The sequence below is a fragment of the Actinomadura sp. KC216 genome (assembly GCF_004348535.1).
Lineage (GTDB): Bacteria > Actinomycetota > Actinomycetes > Streptosporangiales > Streptosporangiaceae > Spirillospora.
This window is the reverse complement of the sequence record NZ_SMJX01000098.1, coordinates 1-20,558: the sequence shown is the minus strand read 5'-3', so window position 1 is coordinate 20,558 and position 20,558 is coordinate 1. Positions and strand designations below refer to the sequence as shown.

Annotated in this window: 22 protein-coding genes; 14 read left to right on the top strand and 8 right to left on the bottom strand. The window is 70.9% G+C overall.

Features of this window, described 5'->3' with window-relative positions; genetic code table 11:
- The first annotated feature begins 56 nt into the window (after positions 1-56).
- Together E1264_RS18865 and bldC are read left to right on the top strand one after the other, a co-directional pair.
- A complete protein-coding gene (locus tag E1264_RS18865) occupies positions 57-950 on the top strand; it encodes a hypothetical protein (RefSeq protein WP_347813407.1) in 894 nt (297 codons plus the stop codon).
- Positions 951-1,224: 274 nt separating this feature from the next.
- Entirely contained in the window at positions 1,225-1,428 is a 204-nt protein-coding gene (gene bldC / locus E1264_RS18860; protein ID WP_012850682.1) for a developmental transcriptional regulator BldC, read from the top strand.
- Positions 1,429-1,873: 445 nt separating this feature from the next.
- On the opposite strand, the gene E1264_RS18855 is transcribed toward bldC, so the two are convergent.
- Positions 1,874-2,557: a TetR/AcrR family transcriptional regulator gene (locus tag E1264_RS18855; RefSeq protein ID WP_243711013.1), complete on the bottom strand. Its 684-nt coding sequence runs from the start codon at positions 2,555-2,557 to the stop codon at positions 1,874-1,876.
- Positions 2,558-2,883: 326 nt separating this feature from the next.
- On the opposite strand from E1264_RS18855, the gene E1264_RS18850 reads away from it, so the two are divergent.
- From E1264_RS18850 to E1264_RS18835, 4 genes are all read left to right on the top strand, one after another.
- The gene (locus tag E1264_RS18850) at positions 2,884-3,939 is read left to right on the top strand and encodes a LacI family DNA-binding transcriptional regulator (RefSeq protein WP_132175251.1); all 1,056 of its coding nucleotides are present in this window, start codon (positions 2,884-2,886) and stop codon (positions 3,937-3,939) included.
- 478 nt (positions 3,940-4,417) lie between these two features.
- Positions 4,418-4,657 carry a hypothetical protein gene (locus E1264_RS18845; protein WP_132175231.1) on the top strand — a complete coding sequence of 80 codons (240 nt, stop codon included), beginning with the start codon at positions 4,418-4,420 and terminating at the stop codon, positions 4,655-4,657.
- Between the two features lie 144 nt (positions 4,658-4,801).
- Positions 4,802-5,644: an N-acetylmuramoyl-L-alanine amidase gene (locus E1264_RS18840; RefSeq protein WP_347813406.1), complete on the top strand. Its 843-nt coding sequence runs from the start codon at positions 4,802-4,804 to the stop codon at positions 5,642-5,644.
- Between the two features lie 36 nt (positions 5,645-5,680).
- Positions 5,681-7,135, top strand: a complete 1,455-nt coding sequence (locus E1264_RS18835; protein WP_132175229.1) for a class I SAM-dependent methyltransferase — start codon at positions 5,681-5,683, stop codon at positions 7,133-7,135.
- Between the two features lie 19 nt (positions 7,136-7,154).
- On the opposite strand, the gene E1264_RS18830 is transcribed toward E1264_RS18835, so the two are convergent.
- On the bottom strand, positions 7,155-8,231 hold the full coding sequence (locus tag E1264_RS18830; RefSeq protein WP_132175227.1) for a quinone-dependent dihydroorotate dehydrogenase: 1,077 nt from the start codon (positions 8,229-8,231) through the stop codon (positions 7,155-7,157).
- A 39-nt stretch (positions 8,232-8,270) separates the two neighbouring features.
- Positions 8,271-9,416 (bottom strand): hypothetical protein, encoded by a 1,146-nt coding sequence (locus E1264_RS18825; RefSeq protein WP_132175225.1) that lies wholly within the window; start codon positions 9,414-9,416, stop codon positions 8,271-8,273.
- A gap of 203 nt (positions 9,417-9,619) precedes the next feature.
- Between E1264_RS18825 and E1264_RS18820 the strand changes: the two genes are divergently transcribed.
- The 6 genes from E1264_RS18820 (at position 9,620) to E1264_RS18795 (ending at position 16,256) form a co-directional block, all read left to right on the top strand.
- Complete coding sequence (locus E1264_RS18820; RefSeq protein WP_132175223.1) at positions 9,620-10,630, top strand: hypothetical protein; 1,011 nt, start codon at positions 9,620-9,622, stop codon at positions 10,628-10,630.
- 465 nt (positions 10,631-11,095) lie between these two features.
- On the top strand, positions 11,096-12,436 hold the full coding sequence (locus E1264_RS18815; RefSeq protein ID WP_132175221.1) for an extracellular solute-binding protein: 1,341 nt from the start codon (positions 11,096-11,098) through the stop codon (positions 12,434-12,436).
- 30 nt (positions 12,437-12,466) lie between these two features.
- Complete coding sequence (locus E1264_RS18810) at positions 12,467-13,402, top strand: sugar ABC transporter permease (protein ID WP_132175219.1); 936 nt, start codon at positions 12,467-12,469, stop codon at positions 13,400-13,402.
- Positions 13,402-14,232, top strand: coding sequence for a carbohydrate ABC transporter permease (locus E1264_RS18805; protein ID WP_132175217.1), 831 nt, complete (start codon positions 13,402-13,404; stop codon positions 14,230-14,232). The genes E1264_RS18810 and E1264_RS18805 overlap by 1 nt, the downstream gene beginning before the upstream one ends.
- A gap of 15 nt (positions 14,233-14,247) precedes the next feature.
- The gene (gene ugpC, locus E1264_RS18800) at positions 14,248-15,483 is read left to right on the top strand and encodes a sn-glycerol-3-phosphate ABC transporter ATP-binding protein UgpC (RefSeq protein WP_132175215.1); all 1,236 of its coding nucleotides are present in this window, start codon (positions 14,248-14,250) and stop codon (positions 15,481-15,483) included.
- Positions 15,484-15,548: 65 nt separating this feature from the next.
- Positions 15,549-16,256 (top strand): class I SAM-dependent methyltransferase, encoded by a 708-nt coding sequence (locus E1264_RS18795; RefSeq protein WP_243711011.1) that lies wholly within the window; start codon positions 15,549-15,551, stop codon positions 16,254-16,256.
- Here the strand turns inward: E1264_RS18795 and E1264_RS18790 are convergent.
- Together E1264_RS18790 and E1264_RS18785 are read right to left on the bottom strand one after the other, a co-directional pair.
- Positions 16,216-16,446 carry a hypothetical protein gene (locus E1264_RS18790; protein WP_207936009.1) on the bottom strand — a complete coding sequence of 77 codons (231 nt, stop codon included), beginning with the start codon at positions 16,444-16,446 and terminating at the stop codon, positions 16,216-16,218. The two genes, E1264_RS18795 and E1264_RS18790, sit on opposite strands and share 41 nt — an antisense overlap.
- A 14-nt stretch (positions 16,447-16,460) precedes the next feature.
- Complete coding sequence (locus E1264_RS18785; protein WP_132175211.1) at positions 16,461-17,246, bottom strand: helix-turn-helix transcriptional regulator; 786 nt, start codon at positions 17,244-17,246, stop codon at positions 16,461-16,463.
- A 65-nt stretch (positions 17,247-17,311) separates the two neighbouring features.
- Between E1264_RS18785 and E1264_RS18780 the strand changes: the two genes are divergently transcribed.
- Positions 17,312-17,884 (top strand): TIGR03086 family metal-binding protein, encoded by a 573-nt coding sequence (locus E1264_RS18780; protein ID WP_132175209.1) that lies wholly within the window; start codon positions 17,312-17,314, stop codon positions 17,882-17,884.
- Here E1264_RS18780 and E1264_RS18775 read toward each other — a convergent pair.
- Positions 17,881-18,714 carry a M23 family metallopeptidase gene (locus E1264_RS18775; protein ID WP_243711010.1) on the bottom strand — a complete coding sequence of 278 codons (834 nt, stop codon included), beginning with the start codon at positions 18,712-18,714 and terminating at the stop codon, positions 17,881-17,883. The genes E1264_RS18780 and E1264_RS18775 overlap by 4 nt on opposite strands.
- 33 nt (positions 18,715-18,747) lie before the next feature.
- Positions 18,748-19,254 carry a helix-turn-helix domain-containing protein gene (locus tag E1264_RS18770; RefSeq protein ID WP_132175207.1) on the bottom strand — a complete coding sequence of 169 codons (507 nt, stop codon included), beginning with the start codon at positions 19,252-19,254 and terminating at the stop codon, positions 18,748-18,750.
- A gap of 89 nt (positions 19,255-19,343) precedes the next feature.
- On the opposite strand from E1264_RS18770, the gene E1264_RS18765 reads away from it, so the two are divergent.
- Positions 19,344-19,853, top strand: coding sequence for a DinB family protein (locus E1264_RS18765; protein ID WP_132175205.1), 510 nt, complete (start codon positions 19,344-19,346; stop codon positions 19,851-19,853).
- 27 nt (positions 19,854-19,880) lie between these two features.
- Here E1264_RS18765 and E1264_RS18760 read toward each other — a convergent pair whose 3' ends face one another.
- Positions 19,881-20,420 (bottom strand): GNAT family N-acetyltransferase, encoded by a 540-nt coding sequence (locus E1264_RS18760; RefSeq protein ID WP_132175203.1) that lies wholly within the window; start codon positions 20,418-20,420, stop codon positions 19,881-19,883.
- Positions 20,421-20,558 lie beyond the last annotated feature (138 nt).

Genomic DNA, 20,558 nt, shown 5'->3' with positions numbered 1-20,558 from the left:
CATGTCACGATGCGATGGTGCTTCCGTACGCCGCGTACCTACGGGTTTATGAACCGGTGACCGCCTTCCCGGAGCCCGCGCGGACCCTGTGGACGGTCTATGCCGACTCCCGGCGGCGTCCGCGGCGGATCCACGCGCTGGGCGTCGAGCACCGCGCCGCGTCGCTCCGGCTGATCGGCTCACCGCCCGAGGTCGTCCCGGAACGCGAGAGCAGGGACGCCTACGTCCGCCGCTTGGACGACATGATCTACGTGTGCCCGTGGGAGACGCGGCTGCGCTCATGGCTGGCCTTCGAGCGCTTCCGGGACGAGCACGCCGCGGCGCTCGCGGCCGCGTTCGTCCCGCCGCCGGTGTCGGAGCGGGTGACGAGCGACTTCGAGCAGTGGAAGCGGACGGGGAAGCCTCTGCGGCCGCACATCCTGACGAGTACCTGGCACATCCCGCTGGACTGGTTCGTGCCCTTCACGCGCGAGGAGCGGTGCCTGATGCTCGGCACGCCGGGGACCGGGTACCGCAAGGCCGACGACGCGTCCGAGGAACACGCCGAACCGCCCGCCCCAGGTCAGAGCTCTGCGACGGCCGCGCCCGCGCGTACGCTCATCTACGTCACCTCGATGGGCGAGGCGCGCAGGAGGGTGGCGCACGCGCTGCCCGTCGTCCGGGAGAACCTCGGTGACGGGACGGGCGACGTCTACCTGCTGTCCGCGGGCCGGCTGGACACGCTCGGCCGCTGGCTGGACGGTTTCCACCCGCGCGCGCTCGTCGAGCTCGACTACGGAGGGCTCGTCCATCTGCTGGACGACCGGACGCTCAGCCTGGACGAGTCGGTGGCCGAGATGGCCGTGGCGATCACCGGGATGGAGCGGGGTGAGGTCGAGCTGACCGTCGCGATGTACAAGCGGCTCCTTGCCCGCTGGAGGCCCATCCGGGCCCTTGAGGCGGCGAACTAAAACAAATTTCCCGAATCCGCGCGCGATACGACTATACGTATCGCTAGAATCACGCAGCGTGACCCGCTGGCCACCGGATACACGCCGCTCCCCGCACGCGCGGGGATGTTTGCACGCAACTACCGCCAGGGACTTGCTTGTTGCGCTGAGTGGTGGCAAGGTTACACGTTGTGATGTCATAGTGACCCAACTCGGGCCATAGGGGACATCAGTGACCACGCGAGGATCAATCGCAGGATCGCTGTCATCGGTCCACGGAGGAGAGGCCGCAAACATGTCAGCACGTACGCCAGAGGCCGAGCCCCTGCTGACGCCGGCGGAGGTGGCGACGATGTTCCGCGTCGACCCCAAGACCGTCACGCGGTGGGCGAAGGCGGGAAAGCTCACGTCCATCCGGACGCTCGGGGGGCATCGCCGCTACCGCGAGGCGGAGGTGCGGGCGCTGCTCGCGGGTATCCCGCAGCAGCGCTCGGAGTAGGGCGGCGGTTCGCCGTCGCCGCGTGCGTTCGGGCTCTCGCCTCGTGCGGGCCCGGCTTCGCATGCGAATCGCGATGGCCGGTGCCGGTGCCGGACGATTCCGGCGGCCGGGGTCGGTCATGGCGTTGGGGGGATGGCCGTTGTAGCCGCGTTCACCCGCGTCGCCCTTGGGATCCGGGCGCGTCCAGTCCCGGCCCAAGGGCGAGCGGGTGGCCGGCTCGGCCGAAAAGCGCCGCTGACGTGCACGGAATTTGGGACATGGGTGACTTTTTGTCCACATGAGGACAGAGTCTCCATTTAGGACGTTGCTCGTCACTCTTGGGTAAAGCGTCCAAAAGCGGAGGCGTCCGGGCCGGAAAAGCCCGTTCGGACGAGGGCGTCAACCCAGTGGTTTTCCCGGGTCACACGCGTCTCTACCTGGGGCTCAACCCATTCTCTTCTTTGGGTCAGCCCATCTCTTCCTGGGCCAGGCGGTCGAACAGCCTGCCCGTGCCCGGGTCGTGGCGTCCGGCCGCGTGGAACATGACCACCAGGTGGTCGATCAGCAACCCTTCAAGCTGCGGGCGCGGAACGTCGCGGTTCTCCAGCCAGTCCAGGCCGGCGGTCTCGACCGCCGCCATCCAGGCCCGCAGCGTGATGCGCAGGATCGGCTGCGGCGTCTCGACGTCCAGCGAGTGCAGGATCCGGTCGAGCAGCAGCTGGCGGATGCCGTCGACGATCTCGCCCGCCTCACCCGAACGGTCGGCCGGGCCACCGCGCAGCAACGCTGTGTAACCGGCCGCGTGGCTCTCCACGAAGTCGAAGTAGCGGCGCAGCGAGATCCGCAGCCGGTCGAGCGGCTTGCCCTCCGTCGGCGGCTCCAGCAGCACCGACAGCTTCTTCGCCGCGCTGGCGAGCGCCGCGATGTACAGCTCGTACTTGCCGCCGAAGTAGTGGTAGACCAGCGCGCGGGAGGCGCCCGCCCTGGCCGCGACGTCGTCGATCGAGATGTCTTCGGGCGAGCGCGTGCTGAACAGTTGCAGCGCCGCCTCGATCAGCTCGTCGCGCCGTTCGTCGACGCTGAGCCTGCGACGGCCACGGCCGCCGCTCTGCCGGCTACGCGCCTTGCCGGCCACCGCGCGATCTCCCACCTGGGCAGCGTATCCGAGCCGGGACGGCCCCATGCCCGCCCCAAAGTGGGCCGGAACGGGCTTTTCGCCGCCCATGATCACTCTCCGGCCGGACTGTGATACCGAACACCACAGGCCCGAACCACCATTGTCGGATGCCCGTTACTCACTGTTGCGGCGGTTTGGGGGAAAGGCGCGGCATCATGGCAACTCCCCCTCGAGTGGAGGACGGCGCGTTCCACACCCCGCCGCGCGCCGTCGAGGCAGGTCCCACAGGTCCCCCTGGACGGAGTGCCATGTCAGCTGATCAGGCGAATACCCCGCAGAACATGCGGGAACAGGCCGCGGTGCCAAGGCCGCGCACCGAGCAGTCTCCCGCCAGACGCGACGAGGGTAGAGCCGTACCCGCGCCCAAACCGACGATCCGCAACGTCGCTGAGCGCGCCGGCGTCTCGAAATCACTCGTCTCCCTCGTGATGCGAGGGTCACCGCACGTGAGCGAACGGCGGAGACAGGCCGTCCTGCAGGCAGCGCGCGAGCTGGGCTACCGCCCGAACGCCGTCGCGCGGAGCCTCGTCGAAGGACGCACCAGGCTCATCGGCGCGATCGTCGCCGACCTGCACAACCCCTTCTTCGCCGAGTTCCTCGACGGGCTCCAGGAGAGCCTGCACGGCGCCGGCCTGCGGATGCTGGTCGGCAGCGGCCGCTGGGATCCGCTGTTCGAGGCGGAGGCGGTCGAGGCGTTCCTGGAGATGCGGGTGGACGGGCTGGTGCTGCTCAGCGTCGTCCCCGAGTCGCTCAAGGAGGCCGCGGCCAGCGTCCCGGTCGTGGTCGTCGGTGAGCGCGACGTCGTCGGCGTCGACATCGTCGTGGACGACGACGAACTCGGCGCGAGCCTCGCCGTCGACCATCTCGTCGAGCTCGGGCACCGGCGGATCGCGCACATCGAAGGGGCGCGCTCCACCACGGCCCGCTACCGCCGCGACGGGTACGAGAAGGCGATGCACCGGCACGGGCTCGCGGACGAGATCGTGGTCGAACCCGGCGACTTCACCGAGGACGGCGGCTACCGCGCCGCCCGCGCGCTGCTGACCCGCGACCCGCGCCCGACCGCCATCTTCGCGCCGAACGACCTGGTCGCGACCGGTGCGCTGTCGGCGGCCGACGAGCTGGAGATGCGAGTCCCGACGGAGCTGTCGATCGTGGGGTACGACAACACCCACCTCGCGGCGATCCGGCACATCTCGCTGACCAGCGTCGACCAGCCCCGCAGGGACATGGGACGGGTGGCCGCCGAGATGCTGACCGCGCGCATCGGCGACCCGTCCCGGGTGGCACGGCAGAACCTGGTCGTCCCGCACCTGGTGGTCCGTTCGACGACGGGGCCTGCTCCCACCCTGTGAGCCCCGGTCACAGGGCTTAGACCCCCCGCCTCGAATCGCTCCCAAGGTTCGACCCACCCCACAGCGGCCGCCGTGGCCGTACCCGGCCATGCGCGCGTGCCCGGCCCTGCGCCCGGCACGACGGCGACGGCCGGTCTTCCGGCGTGCCCGCGGGCGCCGGGTGACCGTGCCTGTGCGCGCCGGGCGACCGTGCCCGAGTGCGCCCGGTGGGTGCGGCCGCGTGCGGCGTGTTGGGCGGTGTGCCTGCGTGCGTCGGATAAGAACCGGTGTGCGGTAGGTAAGGGGCAGGCCAAGACTGCCGCATTCACCGGCCCGCGACCCGCCCCCGGCGGGTTAATGGGACTCACCGTACGGCGGGTGGGTCCGGATGGCCTTGAAGGTCCGGGTGGCCTAGAGGGGAGGCCGCCCGGGCGAGACCACCGGGAGAGACCCGGGACCCGCCGGACGGACACGGGAAAGTCCACTAGGGGGTTCAGTCGTGCGTGATCCGGAACTGGTGTCGTGCGCGCAGCACGCGGCGAGCGAATTGGAACGCGCGTGGTCGGAATGGCGGCACGCGCGGGGGCTGGCCGAGCAGGTCTCGGAGTCCGTGGCCAGCTACGTCGCCCATTCGATCGATCACCCGTGGGGCCGTCCCCGCGTGGTCCTCGGCCTGGACGCGGACGAGGCGCGCGCCCTCGCCGCCCTGCTGGGCAAGGACGACGACCCGCTCGCCTGAACCGCCCGTGAACCGGCCGGCCGATCCGCGGGCCGATGTGCGGGCCGATCCGGCGGGTTTCCCGGACTTCGTTTGACGAACCCTCGACGGTGTGCAGACTGTCAGGGTCCGATCGGTAACGAAGTCATCACGGAGGAACCGCCGGTGCGCATCCATCGAGGCGGTCTCGCGGCCGCCGGTCTCGCGCTGTGCCTCGGCGCGCTCGTCGCGTGCGACGCCTCCGCGGTGCCGCCGGGCGGCGACGGCGGACCGGTGAACCCGCCGACCGCGGGCGGGCAGGCTTCGGGCGCCCCGGAGGACGAGAAGGACCCGGCGTCCGGCGGCGGCTCGTCCGTGCTGGACGGCAAGGTGATCGTCCTCGATCCCGGGCACAACGGCGGCAACGCGCGCCATCCGGCCCAGATCAACAAGCAGGTCAAGATAGGCAACGGCAGCAAGGCGTGCGACACGACCGGCACCAGCACCGCGGCCGGGTACGGCGAGCACGCCTTCACCTGGGACGTCTCCAACCGGCTCGCGAAGCTCCTGCGCGCGAAGGGCGCCAAGGTCGCGCTGACGCGCAAGGACGACAAGGGCGTCGGCCCCTGCATCACCGAGCGCGCCGCCCTGGGCAACCGGCTCAAGGCCGACGCGGCCCTGTCCATTCACGCGGACGGCTCGTCGGCGTCCGGGCACGGGTTCCACATCATCGAGCCGATCGCCGTCGGCGGGAACGCCGCGATGGTGCCGCGGTCCGCGAAGCTGGGCAAGGCGCTGCGCGACGCCTACCGCGCGGGCACCGGCCTCCCGTACTCCAACTACCTCGGCGAGGACGCCATCGACCGGCGCGATGACCTCGGCGGCCTCAACCTGTCGACCGTCCCGAAGGTGTTCATCGAGTGCGGCAACATGCGGAACAAGGGCGACGCGGCCAAGCTGTCCACCGCGCCGTTCCGCCAGCGCATCGCCGAGTCCCTGGCCAAGGGCCTCGAGGCGTATCTGCGTTGACCTCCGTCCCGGCCCCCGGGCGGGCAGGATGGGCGGGTGGCTGATCTTCTTCGTGTGCGCGAGCTGCTGACCGGAGCCGGATACACGGTCGCCGGGGTGCGCGAACTGCTCGGGCCCGTCGCGGGGGGTGCGCTCGCGCGGGACGAGATCGTCCCGGCGCTGCGGGCGACCGGCGGCGGCTCGCCGCTGGAGACCCTGACGCGGCTGTTCTGGTTGCAGGTTCCCGTGGACGCGGCGTCGATCCGGGCGGACGACCTCGTCGCGGCGGGCCTGGCGGAGGCGTCCGGAGGGGAGCTGCGGGCTCGGTTGCGCGTCGAGCCGGTCGAAGCGGTCACGGACGGGGGCGGGCATGCCGGGTACGTCGTGTCCGATCTCAAGGTGCGGCCGGGGGCCGGGGGCGTTCCGGCGGCGGATCATGTGGTGGGTGCGGGCGGCGCGTCCGGGAGCCTGGCGCGGCTGGTTGTCCACAGGGCTGTGGATAACGTGCTCGATGTCGGGACGGGCTGCGGCGTCCAGGCGGTGCACGTGGCGGGCCGGAATCCGGGCGCGCGCATCACCGCGACGGACGTCAACCCGCGGGCTCTCGATCTCGCCGGGATGAGCGTCGCGCTGTCCGGTGCGCCGGAGGGCGAGGTCGAGTTCCTGGAGGGGTCGCTGCTGGAGCCCGTCCGGGGGCGCCGGTTCGATCTGATCGTGTCGAATCCGCCGTTCGTCGTCGCGCCGCCGGGGGACCGCCGCTTCACCTACCGCGAGTCCGGCATGCCGGGCGACGACTTCTGCCGGCGGCTCGTCGCGGACGCTCCGAAGTACCTCACCGAGGGCGGATATTGCCAGCTCCTGGCGAATTGGCTGCATGTGGACGGCGTTCCCTGGGAGGAGCGCGCCGGGTCGTGGGTGGACGGGTGCGACGCGTGGATCGTCCAGCGGGACGTCCAGGATCCGGCGGAATACGCCGAGTTGTGGCTCCGGGATTCCTGCGAGGCGGGCACGCCGGAGTACCGCGCCCGGTACGAGGCGTGGCTCGACCACTTCGAGCGGAACGGCGTCACCGGGATCGGGTTCGGCTGGATCACGCTCAGGCGCGGCGGGCCTGGCGTCATCCGGGTCGAGGAGGTGCGGCACGCCGTCGATCAGCCGGTCGGTGCCTACGTCCCGGACATCCTTGACGGCTTCGTCAAGGCGGACGAGTTTTCCACAGCCTGTGGACAGACGGTGAGTGCGGCGCCGGGTCTCGTCCAGGAGCAGATCGGCCCGCCCGGCGCCGAGGACCCCGAGCGGATCGTGCTGCGCCAGACCGGACGGCTCCGCCGCGCCGCCGGTGTCGGGACGGTCGAGGCCGCCCTCGCGGGCGTCTGCGACGGCTCGCTGCCCCTCGACCCGCTGCTGGACGCCATCGCGCAGCTCACCGGCATGGACCCGGAGCAGGTCCGCGCGCATGCCGACGCCGTCCTGCCCGCGCTGATCGCCGACGGCTTCTTCACGGTGGTCTAGCGCGGTCAGCGGCCTGCGGTCAGCGGCGGGCTTCGGGGAGGGTGCGGAACGCGCTTTCGCGGAGGCGGCGGGACAGGGCGCGGTTGACGCGGTGGGCCCAGAACGGGCCGCCGTAGATCATGCCCGTGTACGCCTGGACGAGGGTCGCGCCCGCGCGGACGCGTTCCCACACGTCATCGGCGGTCTCGACGCCGCCGACCGAGATCAGCACGAGCCGGTCGCCGGTGCGGGCGCGTAGGCGGCGCAGGACGTCGAGCGAGCGGTCCTTCAGCGGCCCTCCGGACAGGCCGCCGGTCTCCTTCACCAGGGCGGGCGGGCTGAGCAGGGCGTCGCGGGCGATGGTGGTGTTGGTCGCGATGATGCCGTCCAGGCCGAGGTCGACGGCGAGGTCGGCGACCGCGTCGATGTCGTCGTCCGCCAGGTCCGGCGCGATCTTGACGAGCAGCGGGACGCGGCGGCCGGGCGTTGACCGGTCGGCGGCCTCGCGCACGGCCGTCAGCAGCGGGCGGAGGTGCTCGACGGCCTGGAGGTTCCGCAGGCCGGGCGTGTTGGGGGAGCTGACGTTGACGACGAGGTAGTCCGCGTGCGGGGCGAGCCGCTCGGTGCTCGCCACGTAGTCGGCGGCGGCCTCGGCCTCCGGGACGATCTTGGTCTTGCCGATGTTGACGCCGACGACCGTCCGGCCGAGGGCTCGGGCGCGCAGCCGGTGCGCGGCGGCCTCCGAGCCCTCGTTGTTGAAGCCCATCCGGTTGATGACCGCCCGGTCGGGGGCGAGGCGGAACAGCCGCGGGCGCGGGTTGCCGGGCTGCGGGCGTCCCGTCACGGTGCCGATCTCGACGTGGCCGAACCCGAACGCGCCGAGCGCCTCGTAGGCGACGGCGTCCTTGTCGAATCCGGCGGCGAGGCCGAGCGGGGACGGGAAGTCCAGCCCGAGCGCGCGCACGGCCAGCGACGGGTCGCGGGGCGCGAACAGCCGCCGCAGCAGCGGTGCGGCTCCGGGCACGGCCTGGATCGCGCGGAGCGCCCGCAACGTCAGGTGGTGGACGGTCTCCGCCGGGATCCGGGAGATGACCAGTGCGAACAGGAGTCGGTACATCGCCCGCCAGTATCTCAGCCGCCCGCGGCGGGGTGGTGATCAGTGTCCGCGGAAGGTGCGGCGGAGCTGGAGGCGGACGTCGCGGCCCGCCTCGCGCATCGTCCGGCGGGCGGCCCGGACCGGCTCGCTGACGCCGACCCGCCAGGTCTCACGCATGCCGCGGCCGATCGGGCGCAGCACGCTCGCCCCGACCCAGCGCGCGGGCGCGACGATCAGGACCCGGGTCGGGACGACGACGAACGTCCGCCAGAGCCACCGCAGGACGCGGGCCGCGAGCCGCCACGTCCCGACGAAGCCGGCGACGACCGGCGCCAGCAGGTACCGCCACACCGTCCGGGCGGGCAAGACGATGAGGACGCGCACCAGCCACGCGAGGCACCGGCCGATCAGCCGCCACGACCACACGAGCGCCGCCGCGAACGCGCGCCACCCGGCCGCGAGCAGGCCGCCGAGCGCGCCGAGGACGGAGAGGGTGCCGCGTCCCAGCCAGGCGAGGCCGCGCCAGATGCCCCGGGCGAGCCAGGCGAGGGCGGCCAGCGGCGGGCGCAGGACGTACCGCCACAGCAGCACGAGCGGCATGATCACGAGCACGCCGATCAGCAGCCCGATGCCCTTGACCAGCAGGACCAACCCCTGGCCGATGAGGGACAGCAGCCAGAGCAGGCCGCGTCCGAGCGCCCCGAGCGGTGTGAGCAGGAGCAGATTGAGGAGCCAGGCCAGGCCGCGTCCGATGAAGGCGAGGAAGCGTCCGACCGGGGCGATCAGCCGGCGGTAGATCCAGCGGGCCAGGCGGCCGGTGCCGCGCCCGAACCAGCGCAGGGAGCCGAGGATCACGACGACGGCGAGCCACCGCAGCGGCCGGACGATGAGGAGGTGGAGGAGCCGTCCGAGAGGGGCGAGGAGCCGGCGGTAGAGCGCGAGGCCGAAGGCGCCCAGCATCCGGCCGATGAGCCGGGCGAGCCATCCCGGCGCCCGCATCAGACCGTTCCACACCGCCCGGACGCCCCGGGCGGTCAGCACGATCAGGTCGTGGACCAGCCGCAACGGCACCAGCACGATCAGCGCGATCACGCGCGCCGGGATCACGATCCACGCCGGGCCGGCCTTCCTCGCCGGGCCGGGCGGCGGCGGGTTCTTGCTCAGGTTGATCGGGGCGTCCGCGGGGGAGCCGTCGCCGGTCGTCACTACTGCCTGCCTCGCGAACCGTCGATGGAACCAACGTGCATCTGACCCGGCCCGCGGGCGGCCGGTTCCGGGGGGTTGAACCCGTTCCGAGGGATTCACCGTACTGCTCCTCGATCCGGCAGAGCGGTGCGGCAGCTCGACCGGGAGCCGTAGGGGACCTCGAACCAGAGCCGGGACCCAGACGACACGGAGGACCGACGACGATGAAGATCCCACGATGGGTGATTCCCGCTGCAGCCGCCCTGACCGCGTCCGGGCTGGTGCTCACCGCATGCGGGCAGGAGAACGGCGGGAACCGGCGGAACGCCGCCGCGGGCACCGGGGGGCAGGCCCCGGCCGACCCGTCGGCGGACCCGTCCGCGGAACCGGAGCCCGAACCGACCGCGCTGGAGGTCGCCAACTTCACACGGCTCGGCAAGGTCGTGACCGACGGGGACGGCCGGACGCTCTACCGGTTCGACAACGACACGGCCCGTCCGCCCGCGTCCACCTGCGCGGACGAATGCGCCAAGGCGTGGCCGCCGGTCTGGGCGACCGAGGCGGAGCCGGAGGTCGACGGCGTGAAGAAGGCGCTGGTCGGCAAGGTCAAGCGGCCGGACGGCAAGTGGCAGGTCACGCTCGGCGGATGGCCGCTGTACCGGTACGCCAAGGACGAGAGCCTCGGCGACGTGAAGGGCCAGGGCGTGGGCGGCACCTGGTACGCCGCGTCCCCGACCGGCACGAAGGCCGCCCCGCCGAAGCCGAAGACCGACGACCGCTGGAAGGGCTGGACGATCGTCAAGGCCAGGACCGACCCGAAGCTCGGCCTCATCCTGACCGACGGCAACGGCCGCACGATGTACCGCTTCGACAAGGACACCGACAAGCCGCCCACCACGAACTGCTTCGGCGCGTGCAAGAAGGCGTGGCCGCCGGTCGTCTTCAGGAGCTGGAAGAAGCTCAAGGTCGAGGGCGTCGACCGGAAGCTGGTCGATTTCATCGAGCGCAAGGACGACGGCAAGTGCCAGCTCACCATCAACGGCTGGCCCATGTACTACTACGAGAAGGACGAGCAGCCCGGTGACGTGAACGGCCAGGGCGTCGGCGGCGTGTGGTGGGCCACCACCCCGGCGGGCAAGCGCGCCGCCGTCACCGGCTCGGGCGCAGGCGCAGGCGCGGGCTCGGGCAACGGCAACGGGAACGGCGGCGGTTACGGGACGGGCGGAGGGTACTGAGCAGCATCCGTCGCGCCGGCCGCCCCCACGGGCGAAGGCGCGGAGGGCTCGCGGGTCGGTCGGGGTTCGCGGTCCTCCGCGCCTTCTTGTAGTGCTCCTGACCGTCCATCCGGAACGAACGTCGCGCTCCTCGTTTCCGACCGGACGACCATCAAGGGAATCGTTTACCGCGGCTAAATCTATGACCCCTGCTGAGGCGGCGCAGAGAGGCAATTAAAGAGCAACTGCCTTCCGCGGTTTTGGGCGCAGAAACTCGCGCTTTCCATGGAGTTGATCAAGTTCTCCCGTCTGTGGTAAGAGGGCCTGCCGGGACGACTGAAGCGATTGTTACGCGCGGGACACGGTCTCTTTAGATCACTCTTTGGATCTCGACAGTCACGGAATCCGGTGATCGAATGGAGCCGGAACCGCCACGGACGCGGCCCGGCGAAGTGTCGCACCTGGTGGGAGGCTTCGGGAGGCCCGATGGTCGGACGAGTCGGACGATTCGGACAGGTCGCAAGAGCCGCGCGCATCTCGCGCGCGGGGCCATTGCGGGCCGGCGTCGCGCTGGCACTGCTGGCCGGAGGGGTGACGGCCTGCGGAGGCGGCGGCGGGACCACCACCCTGAACTGGTACATCAACCCGGACAACGGCGGCCAGGCGAAGATCGCCGAGGCGTGCACGAAGGCGGCGGGCGGCAAGTACCGGATCAGGACCGCGCTGCTCCCGAGCGACGCGAGCGGGCAGCGCGAGCAGCTGATCAGGCGGCTCGCGGCCAAGGACTCGGGCGTCGACCTCATGAGCCTGGACCCCGTCTTCGTGGCGGAGGCCGCGAACGCCGGGTTCCTGCGCCCGTTCACCCAGAGCGAGGCGGGGCCGCTGACCGAGGGCGTGTTCGAGTCCGCGGTGCAGAGCTCCACCTGGGAGGGCAAGCTCTACGCGGCGCCGTTCTGGGCGAACACCCAGCTCCTCTGGTACCGCAAGTCGGTCGCGCAGAAGGCGGGCATCGACCCGAACGCCCCCGACTTCACCTGGGACAAGCTGATCGACGCGGCCGTCCGCACCAACACCACGATCGGCGTGCAGGGCAACCGGTACGAGGGCTACATGGTGTGGATCAACGCGCTCATCGCGTCCGCCGGCGGGCGGATCATCAGCGACGCGGAGAAGGGCGACGAGGCCGCCATCGAGATCGACTCGCCGGCGGGCCGGCAGGCCGCCGCGATCATCGGCAAGCTGGCCAGGTCGACCGCCGCGGGCCCGACGCTGTCGACCGACATCGAGGAGCAGTCCCGCGCGACGATCAACGGCCCGCGCGGCGGCTTCCTGCTGAACTGGGGCTACGTCTGGCGCGCGGAGAAGGGCGACGCCGAGGCGGGCGCGATCGACAAGAACATCGTCAGCGACCTGGGCTGGGCGCGCTACCCGCGGGTGAACCCGCGGCAGGAGAGCAAGCCCCCGTTCGGCGGCATCGAGATCGGCGTCAGCGCGTACGGCAAGCACCGCGACGACCTGGCGATCGAGGCGGTCCGCTGCATCACGTCCCCGGCGAACATGAAGCGGTACATGCTCGACGAGGGCAACGTCGCCGCCCGTCCCGCGATCTTCGACGACCCCGACATCGTCAAGGAGTTCCCGATGGCCCCGCTGATGCGGGACTCCATCGCCGCCGCCGCGCCCCGTCCGGCCACGCCGTACTACGCGGACGTCTCCGGCGCCATCCAGAACCGCTGGCACCCGCCCGCGTCGGTGCACCCGAACACCACGCCGCGCGAGTCCGCCCGGTTCATCCGCGAGGTCCTGCGCGACAAGGCGCTGCTCTAAGGCCCCATCGGCTCTAACGGAGGTGTTCGGATGACAACCGTCGAAACGGCGCCGGAGAGCGAGCGGCCGGCCAAGCGCGCGGAGATCTCCGACCGGGGGCGGGCGGAGCGCAGGCTCGGGCTCATGCTGTCCGCGCCCGCGGTGGCCGTGATGCTGCTGGTCACGGCGTATCCGCTGGGCAGCGCCCTGTACCAGTCGCTGTTCAGCTACCGGCTCACCGCGCCGGACGACCGGCGCTTCGTCGGCCTCGGCAACTACGCGACCGCGCTGACCGACCCCCTGTTCTGGCAGACCGTCGTCACGACCCTGGTCATCACGGTGATCACGGTGGGGGTGGAGCTGGTCATCGGGTTCGGGCTCGCGATGGTGATGCACCGGGCGGTGTTCGGGCGCCGGACGGTCCGGACCGCGATCCTGCTGCCCTACGGCATCGTCACGGTCATCTCGGCGTTCGCGTGGAAGTACGCGTTCGACGTGCAGTCCGGGTTCGTCAACTCGTGGTTCGGGCTCGGCGACTACGCCTGGTTCTCCGACCGCTGGTCCGCGCTGTCCGTGGTGATCCTGTCGGAGATCTGGAAGACGACGCCGTTCGTGTCGCTGCTGCTCCTCGCCGGGCTCGCGCAGGTGCCGCGGGACCTGGGGGAGGCGGCGACGGTGGACGGCGCCACGGCGTGGCAGCGGCTCAGACGCGTCACGATCCCGAACATGAAGGCCGCCATCCTCGTCGCCGTGCTGTTCCGCACGCTCGACGCGTGGCGGATCTTCGACAACGTGTTCATCATGACGGCGGGCCAGGAGAAGACCCAGGTGCTGTCGTTCCTCACCTACCAGCAGATCATCACCCGGACGGCGCTCGGCCTCGGCAACGCGGTCGGCGTCCTGCTGTTCCTGTCGGTGGTGCTGATCGCGGCCGTGTTCATCAAGGGGTTCCGCGTGGATCTTTCCCAGGTGCGAGGTGATCGGTGATGGAGTCGGCGCGCTCGAAGACGCTGTGGATCGTCGCGTCGCTGCTGATCCTGGTGTGGACGGCGTTCCCGATCCTGTGGATCGTGATGCTGTCGTTCAAGACGCCCAGCGAGATCGGCAACGTCCAGGGGTTCTTCCCGCAGGATTGGACGTGGGACAACTACGAGACGGTCTTCAAGACCGACCTGTTCACCTCCGCGCTGATCAACTCGATCGGCATCTCGCTGATCGCGACGTTCGTCGGGGTGGTGTTCGCGACGCTGGTCGCGTACGCGATCGCGCGGCTGGAGTTCCCCGGCAAGAAGCTGATCCTGTCGTTCGCGCTGGCGATCGCGATGTTCCCGGTGGTGTCGCTGGTCGGTCCGCTGTTCGACCTGTGGCGCAACATCGGCCTGTACGACACCTGGCCGGGCCTGATCATCCCGTACATCTCGTTCGCGCTGCCGCTGGCGATCTGGACGCTGTCGGCGTTCTTCCGCGAGATCCCGTGGGAGATGGAGCAGGCCGCGCAGGTGGACGGCGCCACGTCCTGGCAGGCGTTCCGCAAGGTGATCGTCCCGCTGGCCGCGCCAGGGGTGTTCACCGCCGCGATCCTGACCTTCTTCTTCTGCTGGAACGATTTCGTCTTCGGGATCTCGCTGACCTCGACCGACCGGGCCAGGCCCGTGCCGGCGGCGCTGGCGTTCTTCACCGGGGAGTCCTACTTCGAGCAGCCCACGACGGCGATCTGCGCGGCCGCCGTGGTCGTCACGATCCCGGTCGTCATCGTCGTCCTGGCGTTCCAGCGCCGCATCGTGGCCGGGCTGACGTCCGGCGCCGTCAAGGGCTGAGTCCAAGGGAGAGCCATGGCCGCCATCAGCATGAAGAACATCGTCAAGAAGTACGGTGACGGCTTCCCGGCCGTGAACGACGTGTCCCTGGACGTGCGGGACGGCGAGTTCATGATCCTGGTCGGCCCGTCCGGCTGCGGGAAGTCGACGCTGCTGCGGATGATCGTCGGGCTGGAGGACATCACCTCCGGCGAGATGCGCATCGGCGAGAAGGTCGTCAACAAGGTTGCGCCGCGCGAGCGGAACCTGTCGATGGTCTTCCAGAACTATGCGCTGTACCCGCACCTCACCGTGTTCGAGAACATCGCGTTCCCGCTGCGCCTCGCCAAGAAGCCGGACGACGAGGTGCGCCGCCGCGTCAAGGAGACCGCCGAGACGCTGGAGCTGACCGAGCATCTGGACCGCAAACCGGCGAACCTGTCCGGCGGGCAGCGGCAGCGCGTCGCGATGGGGCGCGCGATCGTCCGGCAGGCGGACGCGTTCCTGTTCGACGAGCCGCTGTCGAACCTGGACGCGAAGCTCCGCGGCCAGATGCGCACCGAGATTTCCCGGTTGCAGAAGCGCCTCGGCGTCACGACCGTGTACGTCACGCACGACCAGACGGAGGCGATGACGCTCGGCGACCGTGTCGCGGTGCTGCGCATGGGCGTGCTGCAGCAGGTCGGCAGCCCGCGCGAGCTGTACGAGGAGCCCGTCAACCTGTTCGTGGCGGGGTTCATCGGGTCGCCGTCGATGAACTTCCTGCCCGCGTCCGTAGACGGCTCGTTCCTCGACACCCCGCTCGGCCGGTTCGAGGTGCACGACGAGCGCAAGGTCGCGGCCGCCGGGGACCGCGACGTGGTGCTCGTCGGGATCCGTCCGGAGCATTTCGAGGACGCGTCGCTGGTCCCCGAAGAGAAGAGGCCGCACGGCAGCATCGTCCGCGCGAGGGTGGACGTGACCGAATGGCTGGGGAACGAGCAGTACGCGTACGTCCCGTACGAGGCGCCCGCCGATCTGGCCGCGCAGCTCCGCGCCCTGTCCCGCGAGCTCGACAGCGACCAGCTCCGCACGCAGGCGGTCGTGGCGCTGGACGCGGCCAGCGAGATCAAGCCGGGGCGGGAGGCGGAATTGTGGATCGACACGTCCAGGATTCACATTTTCGACCCGTCCACCGGAGCGAACCTCACCCGCGATGAGGAACGCGTCGCGCAACTGGACCGCATTGCGGAAGAGTCACGAGACGCTCAACGCGAGGCCCAGCGGAGCTGATGCCCTGACTCATATCGGCTGACCTCCTGACAAAACCGGTTGATCCCTCTGGGATGATCGGAAGCATGTATGAGCGTTTCGCCCACGAATACGCCGCCCATGCCGAGGACAGCGCCTACAACGCCCTTTACGACCGTCCCGCCGTGCTCGGCCTCGCCGGTGACGTCGCCGGACGCGCCGTGTTCGACGCCGCCTGCGGCCCCGGCCTGTACGCCCGCGAGCTGCTGGACCGCGGCGCCCGCGTCACGGGCTGCGACGTGAGCCCCACCTTGGTCGACCTCGCGCGCGCCCGCTGCGAGGGCCGCGCCGACCTGCGCGTCCACGACCTGTCCGAGCCGCTGACCTGGGTACCGGACGGCTCCGCCGACCTGGTCGTGTTCGCCTTGGCGCTGCACTACATCGACGACCGGGTGGCGCTGCTCCGCGAGTTCCGCCGGATCCTGGCGCCGTCCGGCGCGCTGGTCCTGTCGACCGAGCATCCGATCATGGACTGGGTGCGCCTGGGCGGTTCCTATTTCACCGAAGAACCCGTGGAGGAATCGTTGAGCCCGGAGCGGGACTGGCCGATCCGGGCCTGGCGACGACCGCTGACCGCGATCTGCGCCGAGTTCCGTCAGGCCGGATTTCTCATCGAGGAACTGCTGGAGCCGCGTCCCGTCCCCGAAATGGCCGATCGCTATCCCGAGGACCACGCGAAACTGGAGGACTTCCCGGCCTTCATCGCCTTCCGCCTCATCCCGGTTCCGGGGCCTCTTTCGCATCCTCCGAGGTGATGCGCCACGCGCCGACCTCGCTGTAACCGGAGTCGTAGATGACCGAGCCGTCGCCCGGCTTCAGCTCGTAGTAGTGCAGGTTCCCGCCCCAGTACCGCAGGATCCGTTGCAGCTCGCGGACGGCGTCGTCCCCCACGGCGCCCTTGGTCATGTCGACCTCCAGGACGAACTTCACGTCCTCCACCTCCACGATCGCCTTGTGTGTCAGGAGCTTAGACCGGCATATCGGGCGGGGGAGACGCCGACCGTGGCCGTGAAGTCGCGGGTCAGGTGCGACTGGTCGAAATAGCCGAGGTCGTCGGCCAGGGCCGCCCAGTCGACGCGGACGCCCTCGTCGGCGCGGGACGCGGCCTCGTGGAGCCGCGCCCGGCGCAGCACCCATTTGGGGCTCGCGCCCACGTATTCGGCGAAGAGCCGCTGGAGCGTGCGGGCGGAGACGTGCAGCGCCCCGGCGGCCTGGTCGACGCGGAACAGGGCCGGGTCGGCGGTGATCGTCTCGACCATGGCCGCCACCTCCTCGGCCACCGGATCCGGCGCGGGAAGGACGTCCCGCAGGAACTCCTCGGCCAAGCGCACCATCGCGTCCAGGTCGGTGTTCTGGAGGACGGCGTGGCCGACCTCGTCCACCCGGTGGGCGAACACGTCAGCGGCGGGGACCCGGCGGTCGGCGAGGTCGATGACGGGCCCGTCCGCGAAGGGGCGGAAACAGCCCGGGCGGAACTTCACGCCGAGGACCTGGCCCTCGCCCGCGAGACGGCGGACGAAGAGGCTGCGGTCCACCCCGTACACCAGCGGGGCGGGCTCCTCGAAGACGAGGTGGACGTTCGGGTGCGAGAGCACCTTCGTCTCGTACGGCTCGTCCGTCCGCCACCGGACGTGCCAGTAGAACTCCACGAAGCGCGCGAGGTCGGTGGAGGGGGCTCGCCGGTCCAGCCTCGCGATGCTCGCGTGCTCGTGGGGATACAGCACTCCGCGTCCGAAGTCCGCCACCTGACCAGGGTACTTGGCGCGTTTGTCCAAGAAGCGGCCCGGCGGGCGTCCGTAGCGTGAGGGCCATGCACGAACAGCACGCGTACATGAAGGAATGCGCCGCCGAGGCCGCCCGCGTGGCGCGGGCCGTCCCGAACGACCGGTGGTCGGACCCGACCCCGTGCGCGGAGTTCGACCTCCGGGCGCTGGTGAACCATCTGGTGCTCTACACGTCCCACGGGCTGGAGCACCGCGCCCTGCGCAAGGAGCTTCCGGACGAGCTGACCGGACGCGACTTCACCGCCGGCACCGCCTGGCCGGAGGAGTACGCGGCGCAGCTCGACCGCGCGGTCGCCGCCTGGGCCGACCCGGGCGTCTGGGACGGCGACATCAACGGCACGCCCGCCCCCGACATCGCCGCGATGATGATCCTTGAGATGGCCCTGCACGGCTGGGACGTCGCCAAGGCCACCGGCCAGGACTATCGCGTCTCACCGGAGACCGGCCGGTTCTTCGTCCAGGTCGTCGAGCGGTACGCGGAGATGTACCGCCAGTACGACGGTTTCGGGGCCGCCGTGCCGGCCGGTGAGGGCGCGCCGCCGTTCGAGCGCGCCCTGGCGGTCTCCGGCCGGGACCCGGACTGGCGCAGGCCCGGTTAGGAGGCGGAGGCGGGCTCGTCGGTGGTGGCGACGAACGGCCTGCGCCCGCCCGGCACGCCGGTGCAGACCTCGCCGTCGCTCTCGTAGCGGAACGCGAACGGCACCCCGGCGGCGGCCATCGGGCGCGGACGGTCCATCAGATGGAAGTGCAGATGCGGCTCGGACGAGTTTCCAGAGTTTCCGACCTGGCCGATCACGTCACCGGCCCGCACCCGGTCGCCCTTCCTGACCCGTACCGATCCGTGCCGCAGGTGCGCGAACAGCGCGTACACCCCGTCGCCGAGGTCCAGCACGACGGAGTTGCCGATGACGAACCGTCCCGCCGACAGGGTCAGCAGGGACAGCACCGGCCGGAACAGGAGCCCCTCCACCAGCAGGTAGACGAGGGCGGGCCGGGAGTTGCGGCTCCAGTGGTCGCGCTGCCGGTCGCTCGCCTGGACGACGACGCCGTCGGCGGGGGCGGTGATGTCGCGTCCGAACGCCGGGAACGTCTCCGGCCGGGACGCGATCGGCCCCTTCCGCAGCGGTCGCCATTCGTGGTCCGGATCGGGCACGTGGACGAGGTCGATCGCGTACGCCTGGCCCAGCTCATGCGTCCCGTGGCTGGGGACCTTGTCGGCGGGGCTGTTGACGGGCACCCACCGCCCTTCCACCGGGCAGCGCACGACGACGGGCTCGCGTCCCGGGGCGCCGCCGGGCACGAAGATCAGCACGACCCCGAGGGCGATCAGGACGACCCCCGCCACCGACAGCGCGCCCACACCGTGCAGCGGCGCGGTCAGCGCCAGAGCCATCCCGAGCAGGACGAAGAGAGTCCTGAATCGTGCCACTGTCCTGTGCATTTCTTCCTCCGATGGGAGCGCTCAGCGGCGGCTCGCCGCGAGCATCGTGAGAATCGGCACTACCCGCTCGCCGGGGACGCTGTAGCGCCCCCGCGCGGTGGTGCGGAGCCAGCCGGCGGAGACCAGCTGGCGCAGATGGTGGTAGAGCTGCCCGGTCGTGCCGAGCCGATCGAGGGAGGCGAGCTCGGCGGTCGTCCGGGCGCCGTGCAGGATCTCCCGGAGCAGCAGGAGCCGCACCGGATGCGCCAGCGCCGCCAGCCTCTCGGCCGACTGCGACCAGTCGTCGGCGAGGAGGTCGTCCACCGGGTGGCCCTGCTGCCATTCGTAGTGCTCGCCGCCCGGCAGGGTCACCGAGCCGGTGAACAGCACGGCGCCGGGGTCGTCGACGCGGTCCTTCAGCGTGTCCAGGGCCCAGAACGTGTCGTCGTCCCGCCGCGGGGTCTCGTTCTCGTGGGGACGTGTGCGTTCCAGCCCGGCCACGCGCTCCTCCAGCCGCGTGACCCGCTCCGGCAGACCCTGCTCCTCCATGACGGCGATACTACGTAAATACGTAATTTCATCAAATACTGGCGAAAACCGGTCGTGGGGGCCGCCCGGCCCGGGTTAGCGTCCGGCGTATGAGCGAAGAGCCGCCGGACACGCTGACCGACACTCGCGAGCTACTGCTCGGCTACCTCGACTACTACCGCGACGCCCTGCTGCGGAAGCTGGACGGCATGTCAGAGGAGAACCTGCGCACCAGCATCCTCCCGTCCGGCTGGACACCGCTCGGGCTGCTCAAACACCTGGCCTACGTGGAACGCCGCTGGTTCCGCTGGGGCTTCGCCGCCGAGCAGCTGGACGACATCCGGGGCGACCGGGATCCGGACACGCGCGCCTTCCACGCCCGCCCCGACGAGTCACCGGAGGAGATCAGGGCCCTGTTCCTGGACGAGTGCGCACGCACCCGCGAGATCGTCGCCGCGGCCGACCTCCAGGACGTGGCCCGCACCGGCGGCGGCTTCACCCCGCCCGAGCACCACCCGGCGCTGATCTGGATCCTGTTCCACGTCCTCCAGGAGTACGCCCGCCACGTGGGGCAGCTCGACATCATCCGAGAACTGACCGACGGCGCCACCGGCGAATAGCGTCAGGGCGTCAAGGGCGTCGGGTCGTCAGCGGAGTTTCTTGGTGAGGATCTCGAATCGCAGGTCGTCGCGTTTGGGGAGGCCGAAGCGCTCGTCGCCGTACGGGAACGGTGACAGCTCGCCCGTCCGGACGTAGCCGCGGCGGACGTACCAGGCGATCAGCTCCGCGCGGGCGGTGATCACCGTCATGCGCATCTCCGCCGCGTCCCACTCGTCGCGGGCCAGCCGTTCGGCCTCGGCGAGGACCTGCTTGCCGAGGCCGCCGCCCTGCATGTCCGGGCGGACCGCGAACGTGCCGAAGTAGGCGTGGCCGTCGCGGTTCTCGAGCTGGCAGCACGCGGCGAGGACGCCGCCGGTCTCGGCGACGAGCATCCGGCCGGAGGTGTCGTTCACCACCGCCAGGACCATGTCGGCGTCCGTGCGCTGGCCGCCGAGGAGGTCGGCCTCGGTCGTCCAGCCGGCGCGGCTGGCGTCGCCGCGGTAGGCGGACTCGATGAGGGCGACGAGGCCCGGGACGTCGTCCGGGGTCGCGGTGCGGAAGGTGGGGGCGGGGCTCGCGGGTGTCACAAGGCCAGACTCTAACGCCGGTCAGCGGGCGGGGAGGACGCGGCCGGTCACCTCACCGAACCCGATGCGGGCGCCGGACGGGCCCGGGGCGGTGGCGGTGATGGCGACCTCGTCGCCGTCCTCCAGGAACGTGCGGGG

Coding starts and splice junctions, on each gene's coding strand:
- E1264_RS18765 (WP_132175205.1), top strand. CDS start 19,344: ATGAGCGAAGAGCCGCCGGACACGCTGACCGACACTCGCGAGCTACTG.
- E1264_RS18770 (WP_132175207.1), bottom strand. CDS start 19,254: ATGGAGGAGCAGGGTCTGCCGGAGCGGGTCACGCGGCTGGAGGAGCGC.
- ugpC (WP_132175215.1), top strand. CDS start 14,248: ATGGCCGCCATCAGCATGAAGAACATCGTCAAGAAGTACGGTGACGGC.
- E1264_RS18795 (WP_243711011.1), top strand. CDS start 15,549: ATGTATGAGCGTTTCGCCCACGAATACGCCGCCCATGCCGAGGACAGC.
- E1264_RS18805 (WP_132175217.1), top strand. CDS start 13,402: ATGGAGTCGGCGCGCTCGAAGACGCTGTGGATCGTCGCGTCGCTGCTG.
- E1264_RS18815 (WP_132175221.1), top strand. CDS start 11,096: ATGGTCGGACGAGTCGGACGATTCGGACAGGTCGCAAGAGCCGCGCGC.
- E1264_RS18780 (WP_132175209.1), top strand. CDS start 17,312: ATGCACGAACAGCACGCGTACATGAAGGAATGCGCCGCCGAGGCCGCC.
- E1264_RS18820 (WP_132175223.1), top strand. CDS start 9,620: ATGAAGATCCCACGATGGGTGATTCCCGCTGCAGCCGCCCTGACCGCG.
- E1264_RS18810 (WP_132175219.1), top strand. CDS start 12,467: ATGACAACCGTCGAAACGGCGCCGGAGAGCGAGCGGCCGGCCAAGCGC.
- bldC (WP_012850682.1), top strand. CDS start 1,225: ATGTCAGCACGTACGCCAGAGGCCGAGCCCCTGCTGACGCCGGCGGAG.
- E1264_RS18830 (WP_132175227.1), bottom strand. CDS start 8,231: ATGTACCGACTCCTGTTCGCACTGGTCATCTCCCGGATCCCGGCGGAG.